The following is a 25,563-nucleotide window of genomic DNA, read 5'->3' as shown; positions in this document are numbered from 1 at the left end:
GGCACCTTTGGAAAGCGAACAACTGAAAATTCAAAACTCAAATCTTTAATAATGTCTTAACTAAATTGACCATTGCTATAGAATTCAGTATAAATCGGTTCGCTACTTTGACGCGATGCTAACCGTGATCGAGAAAACGCAAACACTAGGAATGAACTATCGTGGCGCAAGTTGTTTTGGAGAACGTTTATAAAAGCTTTCCCACTCGGCATAATGAACGAGTGACTCCGGTAGTTGCACACTCATCTCCACTTGCGCCACTTGACTCGCCATCAATGGTTGAACGCAATAGTCGAGAACATAAGCAAAGTATCAGTGTTTTGCACGACATTAGTTTGAGCGTCGCTGATGGTGAGTTTATGGTCTTGGTAGGACCTTCAGGTTGCGGTAAAAGTACTTTACTGCGCTTGATCGCTGGGCTAGAGAAAATATCGGGAGGCAATATCTGGGTAGGCGATCGCTTGGTAAACGAATTACCACCGAAAGCAAGAGATATTGCAATGGTGTTTCAAAACTACGCGCTTTATCCCCACATGACGGTTTACGACAACTTGGCATTTGGACTGCGGCGGACAATGAGGGGTGAGGGGCGAGGAGTGAGGGGTGAGGGTAAGAATCGTTCGTTAGATAACTTGTTAGTGGGAGTAACGCGGGGGTTGCCAAAGCAGTTACGTTATACGACGGCACGCGAACGTGCAGTTGACGAACGTGTACGAAATGTCGCGCAATTACTGCAAATAGAAGCACTACTCAATCGATTGCCGAAACAACTTTCTGGCGGACAAAAACAGCGCGTTGCTTTAGGGCGGGCGATCGCCCGCAATCCACAAGTTTTTTTGATGGATGAACCTTTATCTAACCTTGATGCCAAACTTCGGGCAGAAACTCGTGCCCAAATTGTCAAGCTACAACGTCAACTCGGTACAACAACTGTTTACGTTACCCACGACCAAACCGAAGCAATGACAATGGGCGATCGCATTGCGGTTATGAATCAAGGACAAATTCAGCAAGTCGCCCCACCACTAGAACTTTATAATCGTCCAGCAACGCGCTTTGTTGCTGAATTTATTGGTTCGCCACCAATGAATTTTCTGCCTGTTCAATTTCACACGCCGTTGTCGATCGCTCATCCGCAGTTCCACTTCTCACTGCCAGAACAATGGGCAAATGTGCTACAGAACTACAATCGTCAAACACTGATTTTAGGTATTCGACCAGAGCATTTTTACTTGAGTACGCCTGCACCGCAAAATCTTTTAGTTCAAGTAGACTTAGTAGAAGCATTGGGTAATGATACATATCTTGCTGTCAGCTTTGTCAAGCAAGGAGTACAACCATCTGTGATTGCTACTACTGCAACAAATACTCTACAAGTGCGCATTCCACCTGATCGTAAGGTAGCTGTTGGCGAGCAACTATGGCTATCACTATCACTTGATAAGCTTCATTTTTTTGAGTACGACAGTGGTCAGGCAATTTGGTTCGAGTAGTCGTTCTTGGCAAACTTGTATGTCTTTCATACCTTAGAGAGAGATATTCTAACTAGCTCAGCGTTACATTTGTTTACAGATTGAGCTACATTACTTAACAAACAATCTCTTTGGAGCTAAAACCATGCAAGACACAACTAAAATGACACCTCCCGTTGTGGACGATCGCAATGCTTGGCGTTATGGTTTCACTCCCCAAGCGGAACTGTGGAATGGTCGTTTAGCAATGATTGGTTTCTTAGCTGCGGTTTTAATTGAATTGTTCTCTGGTCAAGGCTTTCTCCACTTCTGGGGCATTATGTAATCGCTTGCCTCTACATCTCGATATAAGCGCTCTAAAGGTCTTGTTTACACTTTCAGAGCGTTTACTTTTAGGAGCAGCAATCTGGATAACGCTAAAAACTTTAGAAACTTACTTGTTGCTTTTCTGTAAATATTTGTTATATTAATTTACAGAGCTAAATAAATTGTTACAAACTAATTCCGGAGTGCCAACTATGCAGAACACAACCAAGGTCACAACCCCAGTTATGGAAGATCGTAATGCTTGGCGTTGGGGCTTTACCCCTCAAGCAGAAATTTGGAACGGTCGTCTGGCAATGATTGGTTTCTTAGCCGCAATTTTAATTGAATTGTTTGCTGGTCAAGGTGTTTTACACTTCTGGGGCATTCTTTAAGCGACAAAACGCCGTGATGAGTGAAATATTTTGAGTGGTGTGATTACAGAGATATTCTCTAGGTTTTTAAACAGTACCAAGATAAGTCAATCGAAATAGCCTAAGCACAGCAGATTTATAGAGTAAATACCAAAAAACGCCACAATCAAATGTGGCGTTTTTCTTTTTATTGCTATAGTTTGACCTTTAATCAGGCGTTAGTTTAACGAATATACTCCTTTAACACACTGTTGCGATTGGGATGACGTAGCTTCCGCAGTGCCTTAGCTTCAATCTGACGGATGCGTTCACGGGTGACATTAAAAATCTGCCCAATTTCTTCTAATGTTTTCATCCGACCATCATCTAGTCCATAGCGCAGTCTTAAAACATCTCTTTCTCTAGGACTGAGACTATCTAAAACTTTTTCTAAGTCTTCACGCAAGAGACTCTTAGACACTTGATCTTCTGGTGTTTCCCCATCAGACTCAATAAAATCGCCCAGTCGGGAATCTTCTTCTTTGCCGATGGGCGTTTCTAATGAAATTGGTAATTGAGCCGATTTAGCGATAAAGCGTAGCTTTTCAATAGTCATTTCCATGCGGGTAGCAATTTCTTCTTCAGTAGGCTTGCGACCCATTTCTTGAGAAAGTAGTTTTGTTGTTTTTTTGATGCGAGAGATCGTTTCGTATAAGTGAACTGGGAGGCGAATTGTACGAGACTGATCGGCGATCGCCCGCGTGATTGCTTGGCGAATCCACCAGGTGGCATAAGTTGAAAACTTGTAACCTTTCTCGTGGTCAAACTTTTCTGCTGCGCGAATTAGACCAAGGCTTCCTTCCTGAATTAAGTCTTGGAAAGAAAGACCTCGATTCATGTACTTTTTGGCGATAGAAACAACAAGACGCAAGTTTGACTGCACCATTTTGTCTTTTGCCCGTCGTCCGACATGAAGGCGATATCGAAAGGTTGGCAAAGATAACTGTACAGCTTCTGCCCATTCGCTATCCTGTGGCTCGCGATCCAACTGCTCTAACAGTCTTTCGCGAACTCGTTCCATTTCCAATAACTCAGCAATTTTCCGTGCGAGTTCAATTTCTTCATCTGCTCGCAGTAGCCGAATCCGTCCAATCTCTTGTAAATAGAGGCGAATTGAATCCTCTGTATAGTGCTTCTTCTTGGTTTGCGTCCGCCGACGGGATTTAGCGGCTTTACCAGACTTAGCGTCGTCCTCATCAGGCTGAGCTTCTAGAAAATCATCAGCGTCATCTCCGTCAAGAATGACTAAATCATCGTCATCTTCAATTGTGATGAGATCTAAAACACCTTCAGGTTGATTGGTTGTGTCTTCGAGTTCAGGCTGATGAATGGTTTCGAGTACGTTGTTAGCCGGGTTCATGCCGCGTTCCTCATGCTCCTTAATGTCAACAATCAATTACTCATGATTTTGGTTAGTGTCTTTACGAATAAGCTGTCACTTACTGTAAAGAGCATTTACTTAGAAAAGGTTTTTGGCGATCGCAAAGAATCAAGCAGTTAATAATATTCCTCACAACAATTTGTTGACGGATTGGTTTCCTACGGGAAACGACTTGCTTGTACAGCTTAACGCCCAGTATATTGAGCTATGCCAGATACAACTCTTTTAAAAAAGTTGTAAAGATCGTTTTGATTGTAGCCTGTTTCACAAAAATTGCATTGATTTTGTGTGTTGAATCATATAAATTTCTACAGGCATAGTCTCCTAAATTAATAAAGCCATGTGAAATTTTAAAATTGTCTCCTCAATTCGTAGTTCTTTTCTCACGGATGATTTGAGAGAATAAGCAATCTGCGTGTTATTCACAACACATTTAAAGGCAAGTCCTGCGGCTAACCGAGTTCTTTACCTTTCTTCATATAAACATTCTCTCAGGATCTAATTTGTCGAAGTTAAAGGTACAAGTCTAAGTTGTTTGCTCGTGTCTACGTTCCTCTGTCAGAGATTTGACAGCAGGCTCAACCGAGCTACAAGTCAACTATATAATTAGCTTAATTTCGACTATTGTCTTTACCTCAGCTTAACTAAGGTTGGAACTAAATTTCAACCTAAATAACCTTGACAAATTACTAAACAGTTTCCTGCTATTGTAGTGAATTCTGCGTCAGAGTGACAGATAATCATTAAGAGTTTAATCTAAAAAGCAAAGAGAATAGAGAAACAATGATACTAAAAGCGTCTACTAGTGAAGGCTTGGGCTTGTTGCCATAAAGTATCTACCGTTACAAATTGATAGCCTTGATGCAGCAATTGAGGCACTAGCTGCGCGGCGATCGCTGCGACATCTTGTCCACCACAGACACCATCGTGTAAGACAATCATTGAGCCATTAGTGACTTGCTGAAGTACACGCTGTACAACAGTTCCAATTCCTGGACGTACCCAATCTTCGGGGACAACACTCCACATCACTGAGCGATATTGCCACTGATGTAACGAATTTAAAACTTGTGGAGTAAATAAACCATTAGGCGGTCTGACATCACGCACAGAGTTAGGATCGATGCGGCAAGCTGTCGAGATTGCCTCTTGGGTAGCAGATAAACTCTGCTTGAGTTCTGCTGTAGTTAACATCGGAAACGAGCGATGATCGTAGCCGTGCAGACCAATCCAATGTCCCCGCTCATAAACAGACTTGGCTGTAAAAGGAGCGCGATTAACACAAGCACCTAGCCAAAAAAAACTTGCAGAAATAGCATAGCGATCCAACACTTCCAGCAATTGAGGGGTATAAGTTGGATGCGGACCATCATCAAAAGTCAAAGCAACTGTTTTTAAATTTGGATTACCAGCCCAAAGACAGTGTGGAAAAGAGGGTTGTAAAATTCGGTAGAGGATAGGAAAAAAGGGAGCCAACTGCATTTTTGTTATTGTCAGAAAATCGTGTATTTAGTGTGAGTAAGAGTTTGAAGAAGTTTTTTACAGTCGCGATCGGCATCACGAGTGCGATCGCACTCACAAGTTGTACCACTTTAACGATTAACCAGTATCAAGCAACCGCACAAACTACCTACACTTGGCAAGTCAAATATTCTACGAGTCCGAGCGATAAACTACCACGCTTTGAAACATTTGCCGCAACTTCTTTGCTCAATCGCAACGGTCAACAGCCTCCAGATGCAGTCACGGGTCCCGATGACCAAGGTTTGTGGTGGCCTGCATTACCGCCTCGACCAACGGTCGATCAAATTGAACAAAGACAAAAACCCCAAGAACAACCTAGTACTCCTGAATTATTAAAATCTGTAAATTATCAAATAACGTATATCGAAGCTAGCAAACCAAGAACGCTGCCAACAAACTATCAAGTTTACAGACAAGTCGTAAAAGCCTACCCCGCACAGCGCCCCTTACAGCTAACCTTGGGAGTCAATAACTCTTCAGTCGAAAAAGCTGAGCCTTTGTAGAAGACGAGGCAAGGTGTACGGTTATCTACCAATATGACATGGCAGCCAATATTAGCATGACGAACAACACCAGAACCGCGCATTATAGAAGAAGTAGTAGTCAATTGCTGGAGAAAAAGTTATGTTTCTGCCACTCGGTTTTGAGCAGCAATCGGTGCTGACTTCACTTGGCAGAATAGTTTACTACACTGCAAGTGGTGCGCCTTGGCGTCAGACAACTGAAGATGACAATCGAGAAAAATTAGTATTTTTACACGGTTTTGGTGGCGGTTCTTCTGCTTACGAGTGGTCAAAGGTTTATCCGGCATTCGCAGCAGAATATCAAGTCATGGCACCTGATTTAATTGGTTGGGGTCGTTCGGAGCATCCTGCCCGTAATTACACAATTGATGACTATCTGACGACAATTGCAGAATTTCTGGAACAAATTTGCGATCGCCCAGTTACAGTGATTGCCTCTTCGTTAACGGCAGCGTTTACCCTGCGATTAGCGATCGCTCGTCCAGAGTTATTCAAATCCCTAATTTTGACAACTCCTGCAGGATTGTCGGATTTTGGAGAAAACTATTCGCGGAGCTTTTTTGCGCAGTTAGTCAGTACTCCTATTCTGGATCGCTTGCTTTATAGTACCGGAATTGCCACTAGTAACGGCATTCGTAGTTTTCTAGAGCAACGTCAATTTGCCAGCGCCAACCGCATTTATCAAGAAATTGTCGAAGCCTATTTAGAATCTGCGCAGCAGCCAAATGCCGAATATGCCGCCCTTTCATTTGTTCGTGGCGATCTCTGTTTTGATTTGTCCTTGTACGTTCCTCAGTTGAGTGTGCCGACAGCGATCATCTGGGGTCAAAAGTCACAATTTACAGGTCCAGAAATTGGACGCCGATTTGCAGCAATGAATCCGCAAGCAATCCGCGTGTTTCAGCCTTTGGATAATGTAGGGCTGACACCACAATTAGAACTACCCGCAGTCACTATTGGTCTAATTCGGCGTTTTTTAACTGTCCTCACTCAGGAAGAACCAAGGGAGATAGAAGCCAGAAGTTAGCTTACCAAGCTTCCCTGACCCCTGACCTCTCTTAAGATCATGTCCGTACGTCAATTACCGTGGCGTTGAAGTTGTAGTTAAAGCCTTCAAGTTCAACAGGCATCCCAATTTTTAGCTTGCTATTACCTAAAACTGGTCCTGTACTGGTAATTTGCGCTTTGCCATTGAGGGTCAATAGCATGTCTGTGTTGAATTGATTGGCTCTGGGATCAGACATTTCTCTGATCGAACCATCAGGCTGCGGTACGAGCAGAGTTCTGGGCAATTGTTTCACCGACTTCACTTCAATCTGACCGTAAGGCTGATTGCGGATAATAATGTTGGTTTTACCACCTTCCTTCAAGCCCTCGCTGTAGATTTGTTGAGGATCGCGGACATTTAAACCTCGAACAATTAAGTCGACTTCGATCGGTTTTGTTGTTACCCCAACTTGAGCCACAGAACCGGAAGTACCAGGAAAGAAAAAGATGCCAACAATAACTAGGAGGATTACTAAAGCTGCCCCTAAGTCGAGAATACTAAGCTTGCCAAACAAGCGTCCTTTAGAATCCAAAATCGCCATGATTCTTAAAAGTTAACCACCGTCGCCCAGCTTATCACGTCTAATGTTGGATGTAAGGGTTAGTTTCAAATTGTGTTACTTGGTAATCTTGAAAAGGTATACAACGTTTATCGAGGCTCGCACTATTTTCGTTTTATACCAGTGGTCAATTAGGACGCAACACAAGCTTAGAATCATTCTTTTATTTAACTCTAACCTTTGATCAGTGAACCCTTTATTTAAAATGCAACATATAGGTAGCTAGAGACGTCTGATGTTGTAGTGAATCCCATTGTAAGCAGTGTCGTCTACTCGAACTGAGTAGAAACGTCATGGCAGGCGTTCGCGGAGCGTGCCGGATGGCATATTGCTGTTTATCTAGTTTTTTTTCAGCAACGGAGTATGTTCAATTTCTCTTTTATTTTGTATCGTTTCCGACGTCGCTTAGTTTATCCTCTATTATCAATATTCGTAGTGCTGGCGCTGTGGTTAGGTACGCCTGCAGTATCACAAGCCTTTTCGATCTTTGATTTACTGATTCGTGGAGTTCAGATTATTCAGCTATCGAATATTTCTGACACTCAGGAAGTTCAATTAGGAAAACAAATTAATCAACAACTTGTGAGTCGAGAAGTTCGTCTCTACCGCAATTCAGATGTTAATCGCTACATTAATCAAATCGGTCAGCGTTTAGTTCCGGCAAGCGATCGCAGTGGAATTCCTTATACCTTCCAAGTTGTTGATGACAATGGCATTAATGCTTTTGCCACAATGGGTGGCTTTGTCTATCTCAATACGGGTTTAATTCGACTTGCTGAGAATGAAGCTCAACTTGCCAGCGTGATGGCGCACGAAATTGGTCATATTGCCAGTCGTCATGCAATTCAACAAATGCGTCAAACAGCTATTGCTAGTGGAGTTGCTTCAGTTGCTGGCTTAGATCGTAACCGTGCTATCCAAATTGGTGTCGATTTGGCATTACGGCGTCCTAATAGTCGCGAAGATGAGTTTGAAGCCGATCAACGGGGATTAGCGAACTCAATACGTGCTGGTTATCCACCATCTGCGACGGTTGCTTTTATGGAAAAACTACTCAGGCAAAATGGCAGATCGGTGCCTACTTTCTTGAGTACCCACCCAGCAACAGGCGATCGCATTACGCGGTTACGAAGTGCAATTAACACTCAGACTGCAAATGTTGGAGATGGTTTAGATTCCGCTGCTTACCGAGCCAGAATTCGACCATTATTGTAGTTGTGCTTAAGAACGTGCTACCTCGGCTGGATTAACTGTCGCTACAATTTCTGCTAATGGTAAAGTCCGCAATGCGTTACGAAACACATTCACTTGATAGACTAAGCTGTTTGTGATGTCTAACCCAGTTAACCAGCCACTTTTACGATGATATGCGCCGGTGTCAATGTCCAACCAACCTCTTCCTTGGGCAATTTCACCGGAGTTGACGCCAGGTAAGGTAAAAGTAATCGTGTGTCCAGTGATAATCAATTTATCGGGGAAGTAGGGTTCAGATATACTGTGAAATTCATCGCGTACCCAGCATAACTGTTCTGCTGTTTGTTTTTCTAATGGAATTTTAGGATTAACTCCAGCGTGAACTAACCAAATATCTCCTAAGTCTAAGTACGTTGGTAAGCTTTGCATCCATTCCCAATGACTTTGAGGGATTGTACTGTCCTTATAGCTATTTAATGTTGCATTACCTCCACTCTGAAGCCACGCGTGCTTCATATGATACGAAGCACGATCGCTCAAGACATTCAGCAACATCTGTTCGTGATTTCCTAGCAAGCAAGGGTAAGATTGCTTAACCAAATCAACAACGAGGGCACTTTGTGGTCCTCGATCAATTAAGTCCCCCAAAAAATATACTTCGTCGCTGGTTCCTGGGGCGATCGCTTCTAGTAGTTTGATTAAACCGTCATAGTGACCGTGGATATCTCCTATGACAATGCGACGGTGGCTTGCTTCGCTCATGCGATAACCCCGTAAAAAAATTAACTTAGTTTAAATACAACTTCTGCCGCGACTCATGAAATAAATACGTGGCAGTCTTGAGTAGATATACTTTTATTCTAGTGATTTCTAGGAATCTAAATTTAAAGTTTTATCAGTACTTTATTGAAGTTTGCGTATAATTTTTGACTCATCTATTTTCAGCACAGTCTTATTATCTATTAATCTCACTACAGCTTAAATGAGGGGAAACACTGGAATTATCAGGTAATATTTACTTACCTACCTAAATTTACGGTTGTCGCTTGATGAAATAGTTAAGACATACTGTTAAACAACTTTTTGCGATCGCCTATGCCAGGATAATCACTATTTTTTTGAGTCATAAGTTTGATTGGCTGCAGCCAAATGTTAACGCCACCTAGAATATAAAGAATGATTAAATAAAATTAAGTTTCTTGAAAAACTTTGACACAATCTTAGTGAATAACTTCAAAATTTGTTAAAAATTTTGAGATTCTAGCAAAACTGTAAAAATTTGCAGTAAATTCATTCTCAATCATGACTTGCACTTTAATAGGATTTGTTATGTTTTCAGCATCTTTTCTGCCCTCACTTTTAGTTCCACTTACTGGTTTGGTATTTCCTGCTGTAGGTATGGCGCTATTGTTGCTTTACATTGAACGTGAAGATCCTTCAGGAATCTAATCACTAATTAGGAAACTTTAACTTAACATCAAAAAACCGCCTATCTTTTTGAGATAAGCGGTTTTCTTTTAAATGTGCCACATAAATCACATTTTTATAACGTGGCTGTTGGTCGTGAGTGTTGCTCTACAAAGAAGAGCCTAAATGAGTATAGGAACCATAAAAGAAAGTTCCCACAATCGTAATTACACCCAAGCCAGCAACTGTTGCAATAATCCACAAAGGAATTCTTCCACTTCCAGACACAGCTTAATTCTCCTTGAGCGATGACAACTTACATTGGCGATTAACCGTAACTGTCCCAACTAGTTAAAGAAATAACTAGAAAACAGTATACCGAGAACGAAAACTAATAGTAAACCGAGATAGAGAGAAGTGCGATTTAATTCAACCGGTTGATTATTAGGATTTGGTGTTCTTTGCGGGGGCATAGGTTCCTCCTAACGTTGAATAAACTGCATAGCGGCGATCGCACCCAAAAAGAAGATTGTTGGTACAGCTAGGGTGTGAACTGCCAGCCATCTTACGGTAAAAATTGGATACTGAATTGGTTGATTAGTATTACTAGTCATGATTTTGAATTAATCGTTGCTATTGGTAAATTGTCTAATCTCTTGTTTTGCTTGATAGCGGTCGTCTATGATAGGCAATTCTTGCCGTTCTTGGGGATAATACTCATTAGGTCGAGGTGTACCAAAAACATCATAAGCCAGACCTGTACTAACAAACAGCCAACCAGCAATAAATAAAGCTGGAATGGTGATGCTGTGAATTACCCAGTACCGTACACTGGTAATGATATCCGAAAATGGACGCTCTCCTGTTGAGCCTGACATTTCGTGTCCTCCTGCGATAACTCTTATGACTAAATTATCCTATGAAACTTCATGAAAAAGTACTTAACTCATGATAATTTTCTCTTGTTAGGTAGCATTGCTTAGAAAATTCCTCCCATGACAGAGAAAGATAAAAAAAGATACCTTTCTAATACATAATTCAGTTTTGTTAGTATTTTGAGAAATTTTTCATCAAGTTAATCAGTCAATCATTTTATGCAGTTGCACTAGATTCTTGATACTTGAGCAAAATACCTCTTTGACCAACAATAAACCCTTTTTTTGGTGACAGAAAAACTATTTTGTAAAGGTTAGAAGGAACACTTTCCACATCACGATCTTTTTGCCAAGTTTTACCACCATCAAAACTACATAGTAAATTGCCACTACCTCCAGCTACCCAAATTTCCTCTGGAGTACGGTAGGCTAAATCAAGCAAACCCCAACTAGTAGAAAATTCAGGGTATTTAGCTTCTTCCCATTCGTCAAGATTATCCTGTTTACTGAACTGTACTTGACCGCCCCGCGCTAACATCCACAGGCGTCCATCTGGTGCAAAACCCATGTTTTGTACGCGCCGAGAACTATTGCGGTTATGTCCCTCCCAAGCTTCTTGTCCTGGCTTCCAAATTGAATAAAAATTTCCTTTGGCAGAAACTGCTAAATAGCTACCATCTGCTGCGCGAGCAATGTTGCGGACTACTCCTACAGCCTCTTGTACCATAGCTTTCCAAGTTCTACCGCTGTCTGTCGTGCGATAGATCGCGCCGACATCAGTCGTCATCTCTGCTGAGTTAGCGCCCAAAGCAACTACTGTGTTGGGATTACCAGGAAGCTTTTCACTCAGCGGAATTTGCTCCCAAGATTTACCTCCATCGGTCGTGTGTAGCAAAAGTGCAGGTTCTCCTACAATCCAACCTTCCTGTCCTGTAAAACTCACTGAAGAGAAAAGATAGTTTTGCTCTCCTAAATCTAGAGCGATCGGCTGCCAAGTTTCTCCGCCGTCAGTTGTCTCTAAAAGTGTTGCTTTACTACCGACAAGCCAGCCGTGATTATTATCTGTAAAGGCAATGTCTTGAAGGTTAGACTCTGTAGGTAAAGTAATAACTTTCCAAGGATTATTACTAACAGAGGGAGTATTGCTACACCCAATACACAACAAAAAAACTGCTAATAAAATAACGACTCGTTGCCAATTTTCAAATAGTGAACGCATTAGTATCTGTATGACTTGTGATAAAAAGAAGGAATTGAGGGAAAAAGTCAAGGAAACAGAGAAATTCTTTACTGATGGGTTACAAGCCCACTAAGACAATCAAAATTTATGTTTGACATACAGCGCAAAACGCCTAACGTCCTAATCTCTAATTCCTGACGACTCTGAATCAATAAGCGGGAATTATTTTAACCCGTAAAGACTCATAAACAGCAAAAAACCAATAGCTAAACCACCAAAAATCAAAAGGTTTTTTTGTGCTGGTGTGAGCTTGTTTACACCAAGACCATAGTTAAGATTTGAGTCAAAGCCGGAGGCTTTTCCAACCGGACCAATGTTCTCAAACTGGGAAGTCCTTGCACCACAAACCGGACACCGCCAAGAAGATGCTAGTTCTGTAAAAGGTGTGCCAGCAGGAACTTCTTCCTTGCTATCTCCCTTTGTCGGTTCATAAACGTAGCCACAGACGCGACACTCATAGCGATCTAGTCCTTGGCTTTCTACAACTGATTCGCTCATAGCAAAAGACAAAGTGGATAATGTCAGGGCAATTCTTAAATCTACGTTAAAAATTATGACACAATTTCAGCTTATTATTGTTTTCGGCTATCAAGCTAAATTTAGTTAAATCAGTCTGTGTTAACTTTTGCCAGACTCTGTAACCACAAGACATAATATAATGTAAAAGTAAGTAACAAAATTATTTACATCAACTATTGTGTTTGTCCTCAGTGGTTACGAGTACCTTTTAGGCTTTTTGTTAGTCTGTAGTCTGGTGCCTGCACTTGCACTCTCTGCATCTAAACTACTACGACCAAGTGGTGGTGGTCCAGAACGACGCACTACTTATGAATCAGGTGTAGAACCTATTGGTGGAGCCTGGATACAATTCAACATTCGCTACTATATGTTTGCCCTGGTTTTCGTGATCTTTGATGTGGAAACAGTCTTTTTGTATCCCTGGGCAGTTGCCTTTCATCGACTAGGGCTTTTAGCGTTTGTTGAAGCTCTCATTTTTATTGCAATTCTTGTTGTTGCCCTTGTCTATGCCTGGCGCAAAGGAGCCTTAGAATGGTCATGAATCCAACTAACATCACACAAGCGAATGATGGGTGGGATCAACAAAAAGAGAAGATCCTCAATCCTATTGAGCGCCCTACAGTTACGCAAGATCTTTCAGAAAACGTCATTCTCACAACAGTTGATGACCTCTACAATTGGGCAAAGCTATCGAGTTTGTATCCTTTGTTATTTGGGACAGCTTGTTGCTTTATTGAGTTTGCCGCACTGATTGGCTCAAGATTTGATTTCGACCGCTTTGGATTAGTTCCGCGTTCTAGTCCGCGACAAGCTGACTTAATTATTACTGCAGGAACGATCACAATGAAAATGGCACCGCAGCTTGTGCGTCTTTACGAGCAGATGCCCGATCCAAAATATGTGATCGCGATGGGTGCTTGTACAATCACAGGCGGTATGTTTAGCGTAGATTCACCAACAGCAGTACGTGGTGTAGATAAATTGATTCCTGTCGATGTCTATTTGCCTGGCTGTCCGCCTCGTCCAGAAGCAATTATGGACGCGATTATTAAGCTACGTAAAAAAATTGCCAACGAATCAATTCAAGAGCGGAGTCAGGTTAAGCAAACGCATCGCTACTACAGCACAACTCATAGTATGAAAAGTGTTGCGCCAGTACTTACAGGTAAATACCTACTATCAGAAACCCGCAATGCAGCACCAAAAGAGTTAACTGAAGCGATCGGAATGCCTGTACCACCAGCACTTCAGGCAGTAGAAAAGGAGGAAGTAAGCCGTGGCTGAAGATATAGAAAAATCAGAGGCAGTTGATCAAGAAGCAACGCAGATAGTAGAAGCTGGTAAGATTTCTCAATGGTTAGCTGAAAATGGTTTCGAGCATGAATCGCTGGAAGCAGACCATTTGGGTGTAGAGATGATTAAGGTAGAAAGTGATTATCTATTACCAATCGCTACAGCTTTATACGCTTACGGATTTAATTATTTGCAGTGTCAGTTTGCCTACGATTCTGGACCTGGGCAAGATTTGGTAAGTGCTTATCACTTGATTAAAGTCAGTGATAATGCCGATCGCCCAGAAGAAGTGAGGTTGAAAGTCTTTTTACCAAGGGAAAATCCTAGAGTCCCTTCGGTTTATTGGATTTGGAAGACTGCTGACTGGCAAGAGCGAGAGTCTTACGATATGTTCGGGATTATTTACGAAGGACATCCTAATCTGAAACGTATCCTCATGCCAGAAGACTGGGTGGGTTGGCCATTGAGAAAAGACTATATTTCACCTGAATTTTACGAATTGCAGGATGCCTACTAGTAGCTATAATCCAGAGCATAATTTGTCAATTGCTTGACATAAACGCGATCGCACCGTGCTGTTTCTACTCCGCTTGCTGGTTGATATCCATTATGCTCATACAGCTTGACAGCCGTAGTTAAAACGCTTGCAGTTTCAACCCAGATCTGCATAAAGCCACGTGCAGCGATCGCTTGTTCTAATTGTTGTAACAAGTATTTCCCTAATCCTAAGCCTCGGACATGAGGTAACAAATACATTTTTCGGATCTCTACCGCTTTTTCGCCACGCATCACAGGATAGTACCCACCTGTACCAACTAATTGATCGTCTTGTTGAATTACCCAGAACTCGCCTCCTGTTGTCAGATAGTACTTTTCAACCTCTACAACATCACAATCTGCTGCCGCAGGCTCAAAATCAAGATGATACTCGGCAAGAACTGAGCGAATCAGGTTAGTAACAGGAGTGCGATCGCTTGGTTGCCAGTTGCGAATCTGAAATTGATCTACAGCTTTCATTCACACATCCGTTCCTCGATTATGAATTTTCACACTAACGATCGTCAATTCTCATAGCTGAAAAAGCTCAGTAAGCTGAGAGAACATTAATTCAAAGTAGTTATATCGATTCGCTTGCATATAATACATACAAGTATTAATTAGTAAAACCTTCCTCAATTTTTCTTTATCTTTAGGCTGATGTCAGCCATCATCTTCAAGGTTATTGAGTGCTCCTAAGTCTACTGGAATTTCAGCAGCAACACCAATAGCATTAGCAACATCTGCAGGTAGTGGTTCCCCGCGCCCCAGTGCCGGACTGCCCGATGTGAGACGAAAGTCGTTCGCGCTAGCGTCGACAAAGAAAGGATCGTTCGAGTTGACAATATCAAGACTGTTCGATTCTAGACCAGTCGCTGACTGGAAACTTGCTAGAGAATTAAAAGATTGCGAGCATTGATTGCCGCTGAGCGCCCAAATAAGATTGACAGGGCGGCTAGCAGAACTGCGATAGTAAGCGTTGTTGTTCGTTGTGGGAACCATCAAATTTGATGGTTCTTTTGTAGCACAGCCAGGAGCATAAAACATCGGACCACTTGAGTGCCAGAGGATGTTATTTTTGACAACTGTGTTGCGTGTAATCCAAGTGATCCCTTCGGCAATTTCAGTAGATTTCGTATTATTACGCGATGTTTCTTGAACCAAAAGATTGGCATGGTTGCGGGCAAGGGTGTTGTTGTAAATCCGTGCAGCAGAAGCATTGAGGATCATGATGCCCGCTATGCGGTTGTTGTAGACGACATTCGAGGCAATGATTGCTTTGTGCGAGATTTCAAAGTAGATGCCAATGCGGTTGTTGCGAGTAACGTTATTGACAAAAGTGATATTGCTACATGACTCATCCGCCCACAGTCCCATCGATTTGTTACTGTCAACCATGTTGCCACGAACTACCGCACCATCACTCCAGAGAATTTTGACGCCACTGGCACTCCAATTTGTCGCGAAGTTCTCCACATTGTTATGACTAATCACATTGTTTTCCAACAGCAGGCGATGAGATCTTATTCCCCCAACTCCCTTGCGACCGTTGTAGCTGATGTTGTTGCCATGCACTTTGACATCGGAAGATTGAATCGTTATACCATCCACGCCATTCCATGCCAGGGTGTTGTTTTCCACAGTAATTCCCGCAGCACCAATCTGGATTCCCCTGTCAGCATAATGCACTAATCCTAGTCCGCGGACGACTGAACCCGAGGCATTACTGTTCCACAGAACAACTCCCTCAGTCTGCACTGTAGCTTCTACTGTATTGCCTGCGGGATTACTTCCAATGTATAGTTTTTTATTGCCAGCATCAACATAGAAAGTGCCTGGTGCAACGTTAGCTTTACTTGCAACTTGCTTGAGCGCAACACCATTGATGTAGACCATATCGCGATAGCCTGCCATTGGATAGTTGGGATCAATTGCTTGTGGTTGTTGATTTGGTGGAAACGAATAGTTCCAGTCATCTTTGCGCCAGATGCTTCCTTCTGGCACCCAACCATCAATAACAATGCTGCCTTTGAGCCAGGGTTGCTCGTTGGGATAAGCTTGTAAGATCAAGCGCTTGTTCACAGCAAGGCGTACGTTGCGGTATGTCCCACCACGAAAAACAATTGTTGCCCCACTCGGTGCGGAGGCGATCGCTTTGCTCACCGGCCATGGCGAGTCGGCTGACCTTCCCGAATTACTTTCATTGCCGTTGGGTGACACAAAATAGGCTCCACTAGGAATGGCATAATTAGTATTTTTGATACTGAGTGTTGCGGCTGTTGCTGTACGTGGTATTGAGACTAATGCTGCTAGTAGCAGCTGTGTTAGCAACAATAAAGAAATGTGTTTGTTGCATTGACTATTCATCGTTGCTCTCCATAGTGTCATGCGATGGAAGTGTTACGTGAGTATTCTTCGCGTTAAGTCAGTCCACTTGCTCTCAGGCTTCTCATGCTGGTTGTCGATGAAGAGGTAGCACAAAGCAACACCCAGCACAAATTTCGTAGCAATAGCTGCACAAATGTGTGATTTTATTAGTATTTGGAGCTATTGAAAGCTTTTCCAACAACACAATCAATACAATTCATCCAATAAAACTGCGATGAATTCTGAGTTATGAGACTGCCTAAGAGTTAACTTATTCATAATCACCTGTTATCAAAGATTACACCTTTATCAAACACGAGTAAGTCTTCAGTTTTAAAGCAAAAAAATGGAATTAAAAATAAAAATTTAACTAAAAATTTCTACATAAGGAATAGCTATTTTTTAACCTAATTTATGCAAATTATATTTTTCAATAAAAACATCGAATTACAATGCAGCAAGCATTTTGTGAAATAAAAACAACCATAATGCTCATGTAAAAGGAACAATGTATAAAAGTTATGCTTGAGTTAAGCTCAACGAATTCAGTAATAAAAAATAACATTGCTCTGTAGAAAGACAAATTAACAATATTACTTAAAATTGTTAATTAAAATAACAGGAAAGTAGGTATAAGTTATGTAAGTAAAAGTATTACTTTATTTTTATGAATTTTGCTGTAGTCAATGCCCCCTTGAGTAGTAGGATTTCTCAACTAAATAACTACAATCAAGAAATCTTCTCAAGGACTTTTATTAAGTAGTAGAAGCAAAGCCTCCACTGCTCGTCAATAGCACACTAAAGCAATAAAAAGCGCAGGATTTTCTCCTGCGGTATGCGATCAAAGTAGAATACACTACTTTGTCTATCTATGAATAAAGCATTAGTAAAGACTGAAGAAGACTCAACTTTTCATCAAAACGCTAGACTATAGTGCACCAAGATTAACGTTTCCGCCAGCAGAGACACCAATAGCATTAGCAATATCAGCAGGAAGCGGCTCTCCGCGTCCCATCGCTGGACTACCCCCTTTGAGGCGAAAGTCGTTTGCACCAGCATTAATAAAGAACGGATCGTTGGAGTTAACAACATCAAGACTGTTGCCTTCTAGACCTGTGGCTGACCGGAAACTTGCCAAGGAAGTGAAATTTTGAGAGCATTGATTGCCACTCAGCCCCCAAATTAAACTAACAGGTTGGGTAGGAGAAGTACGGTAGTAAGCGTTATTATTGGTTGTTGGAACCATCAAACTTGATGGTTCTTTCACTGCACAGCCAGGAGCATAAAACATTGGACCATTCGAGTTCCAGAAAACGTTGTTCTTGACAACTGTGTTGCGTGTAACCCAGGTGATCCCTTTCGATATTTCCTTAGATTTCGTATTATTACGCGATGTTTCTTGAACCAAAAGATTGGCATGGTTGCGGGCAAGGGTGTTATTGTAAATCCGTGCAGCAGAAGCATTGAGGATCATGATGCCGGCTGTGCTGTTATTGTGAACGACATTCGAGGCAATGATTGCCTTGTGCGAGATTTCAAAGTAGATGCCAATGATGTTATTGCGCGCCACGTTATTGACAAAGGTAATATTGCTACTAGACTCGTCAGCCCACAGTCCCATTGATTTGTTATTGGCAACAGTGTTGCCCCGCGCTACCACACCATCACTCCAGAGAATTTTGACGCCGCTGGCACTCCAAGAAGTCGAGAAGTTCTCCAAGTTGTTGTAGCTAATCACATTGTTTTCCAACAGTAGACGATGGGCATAGGAAGCACCAACTCCTTTGCGACCGTTGTAGCTGATGTTGTTCCCGTATAGTTTGACGTTGGGTGATTTAACAGTGACACCTTCCATCGCATTCCACGCCATCGTCGTGTTCTCCACTGTGACGCCAGATGTACCAATCTTGATTGCTTGATCTGCATAATGTACCAAGCCCAGTCCCCGTACTACTGAACCTGCGGTACTACTGTTCCACATAACAATACCTTCTACTTGCGTGGTGGCTTCGACAGTTTTGCTATTCGGGTTACTACCGACATACAGCTTCTTATTGCGAGGATCAACGTAGAATGTACCAGGTCCTACTTGGGCTTTGTTCCCAACTTGCTTGAGGGGGACGCCATTGATATAAACCATATCGCGATAACCTGCCATTGGGAACTTGGGGTCAACTGCACGCGCTTGTTGATTCGGTGGAAACGAGTAATTCCAACCATCTTTGCGCCAGATGTTACCTTCTTTTACCCAACCAGTAATGATAGTGCTACCTTTGAGCCAGGGTTGCTCATTGGGATAGGCTTGTAATGTGAAGCGCTTGTTCAAGGGCAGTCGCACGTTACGGTATGTCCCGCCACGAAAGACAATTGTTGCGCCACTTGGTGCTGAGGCGATCGCTTTACTGATAGGCCATGGAGAGTTTGCTGACCTGCCTGAATTACCAGGTTGACCTGTTGGTGACACAAAAAACGCTCCATTAGGAATGGCATAACTAGTGTTTTTGATGTTGAGTGTAGCAGCTGTTGCTATCTGTGGTATCGAGGTAAATGCTGCTAGCATCACCTGTGATAGCAAGAGTAAAGAAAAGTGTTTATTACATTGACTGTTCATCATTGCTCTCCATATGGGTTATGCGTTCAAAGTGGTTTACAACTTTGCTTTGCAAGCTTTAGTCACTTTTGCTGTTATGTTTCTTTGTTGCTGTTGCAGCAGAACTTCCACTGCGCTTGCTGCACAGATGTGTCAACTCGATATTTGGAGCCGTCAAAATTTCTCTCAACAATATGCTTCATGCAGTAAAAGCTGCAATCAGTTCTGAACCGTGAAATTTGAAAGGCAAGATCTCTAAAACTACTTGCTGAAGGGTTTGCAACTTGTGCTTGTTTTGGTAGTAAAATATTTACTTTCTGTAGTTGATAGCTAGAGAAAGCAAGCTAGGATACAGAAAGAAATTTACTGATTAATTGTTACCTAAACATAGGAACTTTTCAGAAATCAAGGCGACTTAATAGTCTATACATTGCCATCTGTTTTCCAGTTTTTGGCTACTATTAAATAACTTTAGACTAAAAGTAAACACTTAAACACAGGCTCTTATATCAAAAAAACGCTCTCCTCACTTCTCAGTTACAAAATTTTATTTTTTACAAATCTGCATAGCACAAAAAAAGAGCATACACTGTTTAAAGTTGAAATTCAAGTGTAATCTTACCGAAAAAATAAAAGTTATAAAATTTATAAGTTAGCTAATCAGTAAAACTACTAGTAAAAGCTGATAATCTGCTGTAGAAACTGAGTTGACTATATTCTTTTAAATATGTCAGTAGGAGCATAAAAAACCGCTTTTTTTCATCTTTAACAGAAGTTGTTCCATTTAAATCGTTGTGAATGAATAAACGAGTATGAGAACATTAATAATACGCATAGTAAAAAGACAGGCGATCGCTTTATGCCAAGCGGAAGTGGATGCGCTAGAAGATTGAAGTCATAGTACCTTCAGAGCGATCGCCTACGAACTACAGCCGTATTAAGTTCTTAAAAATGCCAAGCTCTTCAACCAATGACACATAAATAGCATTAGCTGTAAAGCAATACTTTCTTATCGCAACGCACCAAGATTGACTTTTCTACCAGCAGAGACACCAATAGCATTAGCAATATCAGCAGGAAGCGGCTCTCCGCGTCCCATCGCTGGACTACCCCCTTTGAGGCGAAAGTCGTTTGCACCAGCATTAATAAAGAACGGATCGTTGGAGTTAACAACATCAAGACTGTTGCCTTCTAGACCTGTGGCTGACCGGAAACTTGCCAAGGAAGTGAAATTTTGAGAGCATTGATTGCCACTCAGCCCCCAAATGAGATTAACGGGACGACTAGCAGCGCGCCGATAGTAAGCATTGTTATTTGTTGCCGGAATCATTAACCGTGACGCCTGTTTCACTGCACAGCCAGGAGCATAAAACATTGGACCATTCGAGTTCCAGAAAACGTTGTTCTTGACAACTGTGTTACGCGTTGTCCACGTGATTCCTTTCGATATTTCCTTAGCTTTGGTGTTTCTACGTGAGGTATCCTGAACCAAAAGATTGGCATGGTTGCGGGCAAGGGTGTTGTTGTAAATCCGTGCAGCAGAAGCATTAAGGATCATGATGCCGGCTGTGCTGTTGTTGTGAACGACATTCGAGGCAATGATTGCCTTGTGCGAGATTTCAAAGTAGATGCCAATGATGTTATTGCGCGCCACGTTATTGACAAAGGTAATATTGCTACTAGACTCGTCAGCCCACAGTCCCATTGATTTGTTATTGGCAACAGTGTTGCCCCGCGCTACCACACCATCACTCCAGAGAATTTTGACGCCGCTGGCACTCCAAGAAGTTGAGAAGTTCTCCAAGTTGTTGTAGCTAATCACATTGTTTTCCAACAGTAGACGATGGGCATAGGAAGCACCAACTCCTTTGCGACCGTTGTAGCTGATGTTGTTCCCGCGCAGTTTGACGTTGGGTGATTTAACAGTGACACCTTCCATCGCATTCCGCGCCATCGTCGTGTTCTCCACTGTGACGCCAGATGTACCAATCTTGATTGCTTGATCTGCATAATGTGCCAAGCCCAGTCCCCGTACTACTGAACCTGCAGCTGAGTTATTCCAGACGATAATGCCTTCCGCTTGTGTGGTGGCTTCGACAGTTTTGCTATTCGGGTTACTACCGACATACAGCTTCTTATTGCGAGGATCAACGTAGAATGTACCAGGTCCTACTCGGGCTTTGTTCCCAACTTGCTTGAGGGGGACGCCATTGATATAAACCATATCGCGATAACCTGCCATTGGGAACTTGGGGTCAACTGCACGCGCTTGTTGATTCGGTGGAAACGAGTAATTCCAACCATCTTTGCGCCAGATGTTACCTTCTTTTACCCAACCAGTAATGATAGTGCTACCTTTGAGCCAGGGTTGCTCATTGGGATAGGCTTGTAATGTGAAGCGCTTGTTCAAGGGCAGTCGCACGTTACGGTATGTCCCGCCACGAAAGACAATTGTTGCGCCACTTGGTGCTGAGGCGATCGCTTTACTGATAGGCCACGGAGAGTTTGCTGACCTGCCTGAATTACCAGGTTGACCTGTTGGTGACACAAAAAACGCTCCATTAGGGATACCGTAATTTGTTCTTTTAATGTTGATCGCAGCGGCTATTGCTGTTTGCGGTACTGCAAATGGAGTTGTCATTAAAACTGCCAATGCAAGTTTGGCTAGCATATGTAAAGAAAAGTGTTTATTACATTGACTGTTCATCATTGCTCTCCATAGTGACTTTTGATGGAAGTGTTATGTAAAGTCAGTAAAGTGGCTATTTTTCGCAAGCCTAAATTCGTTCACTTGCTGTTAAGTCTCCTCATTGCTGATTTAATTGCTGGTTGTTGATGAAGAGGTAGCACAAAGCAACATCCAGCAGGAAATTTACAGCTATTGCTGCATGAACAAGGCTTTTTAAGTTTCGTAGTATGTTAGCGAAGAGCAGAAGGTAAGGTTGCTTTTTGAAATGATTTTAAGCTGCTCTTATCTAAAGTTGAGAAAAGTTGTGCAATCAGTAACTGAATAGGTGCAAAAAGTAGATCTACAGTACAAACTTGTGAAAGTTCTTGCCCAAGATACTTGGCATATCAGGTAGCCAGTATCTACATTAAAGACAATTTACAGATCTGAATTTTCCCTACAAATGCAAGGTTGCGCAGTGGAGAATTACATTCTTGCAGTAGGTATTTGTTCATTAAATTCAAAACAAAAATTAATTTGCCTCCTTTGCTGACATTTCAAAGTTTTGAGATATAACAGAATTACACAATCAAACTTATCGAAAAAAGATTACGCTGCTTAAGGAACACATTCAAGCGTAATTTTACTGAAAATTTTTTAGTTATATTTTGTTTGAAATCTTTTGAATTTCAGTGTATATACTGAAGCAAAATGATATTATATTATGAACCCAATAATGGCTATGTTAAAGCTTTAGGGACAATTGCAAAGAAATAGGCAACCAGAACAATTCAGATATAAACTATAAAAAATAATATTAATAAGAGTATAGATTTCTGTTTTGAAATGTAGATTAAGGCGTAGCAGCACTTAGTAGAATAAGATAGCGATCGTTATACTTTTTAAACTTTTTTAAGCTATAGAGAAAAAACTTAATTATATGAGCTAGTATATTCTCCCACAGCAAAAATCGCAGGTGAAAGATCGCCTGCGACTCTAACAGTATGTTGGAGTATTACACATTGCTACTCTTTTGCAGAGGTAGTAAGTAGGTGGACGTAATTATTTACCACAACTGAGGTGTGAAGTAGCCAGACTACTAGTTTGGTTAATGTGCAATCGATACCTGAGACTGCAGTGCACCTAAATCAACTACTTTACCAGCAGGAACTCCCATGGCATGAGCGATATCAGCGGGTAATGCTTCCCCACGTTTGATTGCAGGGCTACCTGATTTCAAGCGAAAATCATTAGCTTCTGCATTGACAAAGAATGGATCGTTACTATTGGTGACTTCTAATCCATTAGACTCTAGCCCTGTAGCTGAGACAAAGCTAGCAAGGGTGCGGAACGTATTAAAGCATTGACCACCACTTAACCCCCAAACCACAAAGTTTTGTGGTTCATTTACTGCTGGACGGTAGTAAGCATTGTAATCAGTGACAGGGATCATTTGTCTTGATTGCTCTCTTAATTCACAGCTAGGAGCAAAGAAGGTAGGACCATTAGAGTTCCATAAGATGTTATTTTTGACAACCGTGTTGCGCGTAATCCAAGTAATACCGTCTGCAACCTCTTTTGTTTTTGTATTATTTCGCGGTGTTTCTTTGATTAAGAGGTTAGCATGGTTGCGTACAAGAGTATTGTTGTAGATACGGGCACTCGACGCATTAAGTACCATAATTCCGGCAGGAGCATTCTCATAGACTACATTTGAAGCAATAATTGCTTTATGTGCAATTTCATACATAATGCCGATGCTGGCATTTTTCCGGACGACATTATTGACAACGGTGGAGTTTGTTGTAGACTCGTCAATCCACAAGCCTATCGCATTATTGTGTTGAACAAGATTGCCACGCCACACCAAGCCATCAGTCCAAATAGTTTTGATGCCTGCTGCACCCCATTGTTTTGAGAAGTTTTCGACATTGTTGTGACTCAGGACATTATTTTCTAACAACATACGGTGAGCATAAACACCCGCTACTCCTTGACGTCCGTTGTAGCTAAGGATATTGCCTCGCAATACTGCATCTGTATTAGTCAGTAAAACTCCATTCAGTCCATTCCATATAAGTGTGTTGTTTTCTAATGTCACGTTTGGTCTTCTGATATTAATAGCGTTATCAGCGTAGTGTGTAATCCCCAAACCACGAATTACTGTATTTTCTGCAGAGTTGGAAGTCGTAAAAGCAAACTCTTTAGCTGTCGATTCAACAGTTTTACCTGCTGGATTACTGCCGATGTAAAGTTTCTTATTAGCTGTATCAACATAAAAAGTTCCTGGGACAACTTGAGATTTGCTACCTACTTGCTTCTGCGTGACATTATTAATGAACACCATATCTCGATGACCGGCTAAAGGGTAATTCTGATCAAGAGATTCAGGTTGTCCTTTAAAAGGAAACGAATATTCCCAGCCATCTTTCCGCCAAACATTACCTTCTTTTACCCAATCGTTAACAACAACACTACCCTTAATCCAAGGTTTCTCATGTGGGTAAGCTTGTAAAGTCAGATTTTTACGAATGTTAACTTGGACATCCCGATACACACCACCCCGAAAAATAATTGTTGCACCACTAGGAGCTGCTGCTATTGCTTTTGCAACTGACCACGGAGAGTTGACAGTTCTACCAGTGTTTGTGTCTTCTCCATCTGGAGATACAAAATAAGCATCACTAGGAATTGCATAATTAGTATTTTTAATTTCAGGAACAGAGTTGTTGCTAGTTGCTGAAGCTGCTCCTGGAGACAATAATAATACTGTTAATAAACCTTTGGTAAATAAAAGAGTCTTAATTTGTTGCCAATTAAATTTAGTCATTTTTCAAATATAGGTAATTATTTTTACTACGAAAAAATTAGGTTTGTTGATAAGATCCTTTTCAAATTCATATCTGCACAACTTTCCGTTGAATTTTGTTTGCATTAAAACTAAAATTCAAAGAATGAAATAAGTATTTTGGAAAACTTTGTAAAAACTTTCTAAAAACTAATTAATAGTTGATTGAGCAGAGTGAAGACTAATTGAAGAACCTCATCTGTAGCTATATCCTATTCACTTCACCCTAAGATCATCATTAGTGTAAATACGACTTTTATGATTTAAAAAACTAACTTTTTTTTCGGTATATCTGCGGCTGTTAGCAGATTTTGCCCTTATTTTACTTGTCAGTATTCTACTGAATGATATTTTCACGAACGGTATTAGCTCGTATATTTATTGCTATACTTGGCTGATAAAGATACGTAAGTCATCAAGTATAAGGAGGTAAAAACCTCCCCACACCTAACGTTTAATTTAGTTAACCTGCTTAAAACACCGTCAAACTGCACAATGTATCTGAGATGCGCTTGAGACACAGTATGTCTTTACCTTTTTAACAAGCGCAGTTAAAACATTTGCAGGGAATAAGTTTATTTGTAATTTATTCTCGTTGACCTACTAATAATGTTCGTGATTTAGTAGTAATTATTCGTTTATTCCTATACTTCTTGTAGGAGAAATAGTGAAGATACAGCCTATTGCAAGTTTATGAGGTACAGTAAGAGGAGTACACAAATGAAGTCTAATGAAACCGTACTCGCTCGACTTGCGAGAAAAAATAGTTAAGGCATACACACAAGGTGACACCTCAATCAG

The 25,563-nt window shown here is 41.4% G+C and carries 24 protein-coding genes and 1 pseudogene; 10 read left to right on the top strand and 15 right to left on the bottom strand.

Going from position 1 to position 25,563, the window contains the following annotated elements:
- Window positions 1–161: 161 nt before the first annotated feature.
- The 3 genes and pseudogenes from IQ230_RS03025 to IQ230_RS03015 form a co-directional block, all read left to right on the top strand.
- Window positions 162–1,493, top strand: coding sequence for an ABC transporter ATP-binding protein (locus IQ230_RS03025; protein WP_193930611.1), 1,332 nt, complete (start codon window positions 162–164; stop codon window positions 1,491–1,493).
- Window positions 1,494–1,617: 124 nt separating this feature from the next.
- A complete protein-coding gene (locus IQ230_RS03020) occupies window positions 1,618–1,797 on the top strand; it encodes a chlorophyll a/b-binding protein (protein ID WP_193930610.1) in 180 nt (59 codons plus the stop codon).
- 244 nt (window positions 1,798–2,041) lie between these two features.
- Window positions 2,042–2,170, top strand: a pseudogene (locus IQ230_RS03015) (chlorophyll a/b-binding protein); the annotation flags it as partial.
- Window positions 2,171–2,372: 202 nt separating this feature from the next.
- Here the strand turns inward: IQ230_RS03015 and rpoD are convergent.
- Both rpoD and IQ230_RS03005 read right to left on the bottom strand, forming a co-directional pair.
- Window positions 2,373–3,548, bottom strand: coding sequence for an RNA polymerase sigma factor RpoD (gene rpoD / locus IQ230_RS03010; protein WP_193930609.1), 1,176 nt, complete (start codon window positions 3,546–3,548; stop codon window positions 2,373–2,375).
- Between the two features lie 810 nt (window positions 3,549–4,358).
- Complete coding sequence (locus IQ230_RS03005) at window positions 4,359–5,051, bottom strand: polysaccharide deacetylase family protein (RefSeq protein WP_193930608.1); 693 nt, start codon at window positions 5,049–5,051, stop codon at window positions 4,359–4,361.
- 44 nt (window positions 5,052–5,095) lie between these two features.
- On the opposite strand from IQ230_RS03005, the gene IQ230_RS03000 reads away from it, so the two are divergent.
- Both IQ230_RS03000 and IQ230_RS02995 read left to right on the top strand, forming a co-directional pair.
- Window positions 5,096–5,596 carry a hypothetical protein gene (locus tag IQ230_RS03000; protein ID WP_193930607.1) on the top strand — a complete coding sequence of 167 codons (501 nt, stop codon included), beginning with the start codon at window positions 5,096–5,098 and terminating at the stop codon, window positions 5,594–5,596.
- Window positions 5,597–5,717: 121 nt separating this feature from the next.
- On the top strand, window positions 5,718–6,644 hold the full coding sequence (locus tag IQ230_RS02995; RefSeq protein ID WP_193930606.1) for an alpha/beta fold hydrolase: 927 nt from the start codon (window positions 5,718–5,720) through the stop codon (window positions 6,642–6,644).
- 37 nt (window positions 6,645–6,681) lie between these two features.
- On the opposite strand, the gene IQ230_RS02990 is transcribed toward IQ230_RS02995, so the two are convergent.
- Window positions 6,682–7,206, bottom strand: a complete 525-nt coding sequence (locus IQ230_RS02990) for a DUF4330 domain-containing protein (protein ID WP_099699903.1) — start codon at window positions 7,204–7,206, stop codon at window positions 6,682–6,684.
- Window positions 7,207–7,587: 381 nt separating this feature from the next.
- Between IQ230_RS02990 and IQ230_RS02985 the strand changes: the two genes are divergently transcribed.
- Window positions 7,588–8,439: a M48 family metallopeptidase gene (locus IQ230_RS02985; RefSeq protein WP_193930605.1), complete on the top strand. Its 852-nt coding sequence runs from the start codon at window positions 7,588–7,590 to the stop codon at window positions 8,437–8,439.
- A gap of 6 nt (window positions 8,440–8,445) precedes the next feature.
- Here the strand turns inward: IQ230_RS02985 and IQ230_RS02980 are convergent, their stop codons facing one another.
- A complete protein-coding gene (locus tag IQ230_RS02980) occupies window positions 8,446–9,180 on the bottom strand; it encodes a metallophosphoesterase family protein (RefSeq protein ID WP_193930604.1) in 735 nt (244 codons plus the stop codon).
- 567 nt (window positions 9,181–9,747) lie between these two features.
- On the opposite strand from IQ230_RS02980, the gene psaI reads away from it, so the two are divergent.
- The gene (psaI, locus tag IQ230_RS02975; RefSeq protein WP_099700283.1) at window positions 9,748–9,867 is read left to right on the top strand and encodes a photosystem I reaction center subunit VIII; all 120 of its coding nucleotides are present in this window, start codon (window positions 9,748–9,750) and stop codon (window positions 9,865–9,867) included.
- Between the two features lie 126 nt (window positions 9,868–9,993).
- On the opposite strand, the gene IQ230_RS02970 is transcribed toward psaI, so the two are convergent.
- From IQ230_RS02970 to IQ230_RS02945, 6 genes are all read right to left on the bottom strand, one after another.
- Window positions 9,994–10,113 (bottom strand): photosystem II reaction center protein J, encoded by a 120-nt coding sequence (locus IQ230_RS02970; RefSeq protein ID WP_099699906.1) that lies wholly within the window; start codon window positions 10,111–10,113, stop codon window positions 9,994–9,996.
- 59 nt (window positions 10,114–10,172) lie between these two features.
- Complete coding sequence (locus IQ230_RS02965; protein ID WP_015188885.1) at window positions 10,173–10,298, bottom strand: photosystem II reaction center protein L; 126 nt, start codon at window positions 10,296–10,298, stop codon at window positions 10,173–10,175.
- Between the two features lie 9 nt (window positions 10,299–10,307).
- Window positions 10,308–10,439, bottom strand: coding sequence for a cytochrome b559 subunit beta (psbF, locus tag IQ230_RS02960; protein ID WP_099699908.1), 132 nt, complete (start codon window positions 10,437–10,439; stop codon window positions 10,308–10,310).
- Between the two features lie 9 nt (window positions 10,440–10,448).
- Complete coding sequence (psbE, locus tag IQ230_RS02955; protein ID WP_193930603.1) at window positions 10,449–10,703, bottom strand: cytochrome b559 subunit alpha; 255 nt, start codon at window positions 10,701–10,703, stop codon at window positions 10,449–10,451.
- 214 nt (window positions 10,704–10,917) lie between these two features.
- A complete protein-coding gene (locus tag IQ230_RS02950; RefSeq protein ID WP_193930602.1) occupies window positions 10,918–11,919 on the bottom strand; it encodes a photosynthesis system II assembly factor Ycf48 in 1,002 nt (333 codons plus the stop codon).
- Between the two features lie 183 nt (window positions 11,920–12,102).
- Window positions 12,103–12,438 (bottom strand): rubredoxin, encoded by a 336-nt coding sequence (locus IQ230_RS02945; RefSeq protein WP_193930601.1) that lies wholly within the window; start codon window positions 12,436–12,438, stop codon window positions 12,103–12,105.
- 199 nt (window positions 12,439–12,637) lie between these two features.
- Here IQ230_RS02945 and ndhC point away from each other — a divergent pair, with 199 nt between their 5' ends.
- From ndhC to IQ230_RS02930, 3 genes are read left to right on the top strand one after another with little or no spacing between them, the layout of a single operon-like run.
- Window positions 12,638–13,000 (top strand): photosynthetic/respiratory NAD(P)H-quinone oxidoreductase subunit C, encoded by a 363-nt coding sequence (gene ndhC, locus IQ230_RS02940; RefSeq protein ID WP_099699912.1) that lies wholly within the window; start codon window positions 12,638–12,640, stop codon window positions 12,998–13,000.
- Entirely contained in the window at window positions 12,991–13,743 is a 753-nt protein-coding gene (locus IQ230_RS02935; protein ID WP_407646597.1) for an NADH dehydrogenase subunit K, read from the top strand. The genes ndhC and IQ230_RS02935 overlap by 10 nt, the downstream gene beginning before the upstream one ends.
- Window positions 13,736–14,269, top strand: a complete 534-nt coding sequence (locus tag IQ230_RS02930; protein WP_193930600.1) for an NAD(P)H-quinone oxidoreductase subunit J — start codon at window positions 13,736–13,738, stop codon at window positions 14,267–14,269. The genes IQ230_RS02935 and IQ230_RS02930 overlap by 8 nt, the downstream gene beginning before the upstream one ends.
- Here IQ230_RS02930 and IQ230_RS02925 read toward each other — a convergent pair.
- The 5 genes from IQ230_RS02925 to IQ230_RS02905 form a co-directional block, all read right to left on the bottom strand.
- Window positions 14,266–14,769, bottom strand: a complete 504-nt coding sequence (locus IQ230_RS02925; RefSeq protein WP_193930599.1) for a GNAT family N-acetyltransferase — start codon at window positions 14,767–14,769, stop codon at window positions 14,266–14,268. The genes IQ230_RS02930 and IQ230_RS02925 overlap by 4 nt on opposite strands.
- 183 nt (window positions 14,770–14,952) lie before the next feature.
- On the bottom strand, window positions 14,953–16,656 hold the full coding sequence (locus IQ230_RS02920) for a right-handed parallel beta-helix repeat-containing protein (RefSeq protein ID WP_193930598.1): 1,704 nt from the start codon (window positions 16,654–16,656) through the stop codon (window positions 14,953–14,955).
- A 928-nt stretch (window positions 16,657–17,584) separates the two neighbouring features.
- Window positions 17,585–19,270, bottom strand: a complete 1,686-nt coding sequence (locus tag IQ230_RS02915) for a right-handed parallel beta-helix repeat-containing protein (RefSeq protein WP_228054538.1) — start codon at window positions 19,268–19,270, stop codon at window positions 17,585–17,587.
- Window positions 19,271–20,255: 985 nt separating this feature from the next.
- Window positions 20,256–21,917, bottom strand: a complete 1,662-nt coding sequence (locus IQ230_RS02910; RefSeq protein ID WP_228054537.1) for a right-handed parallel beta-helix repeat-containing protein — start codon at window positions 21,915–21,917, stop codon at window positions 20,256–20,258.
- Window positions 21,918–23,022: 1,105 nt separating this feature from the next.
- On the bottom strand, window positions 23,023–24,744 hold the full coding sequence (locus IQ230_RS02905; protein ID WP_193930597.1) for a right-handed parallel beta-helix repeat-containing protein: 1,722 nt from the start codon (window positions 24,742–24,744) through the stop codon (window positions 23,023–23,025).
- Between the last annotated feature and the right edge of the window lie 819 nt (window positions 24,745–25,563).

This window comes from Gloeocapsopsis crepidinum LEGE 06123 (assembly GCF_015207655.1).
Taxonomy (GTDB): Bacteria; Cyanobacteriota; Cyanobacteriia; order Cyanobacteriales; family Chroococcidiopsidaceae; genus Gloeocapsopsis; species Gloeocapsopsis crepidinum.
This window is presented reverse-complemented; position numbering and strand designations above follow the sequence as displayed.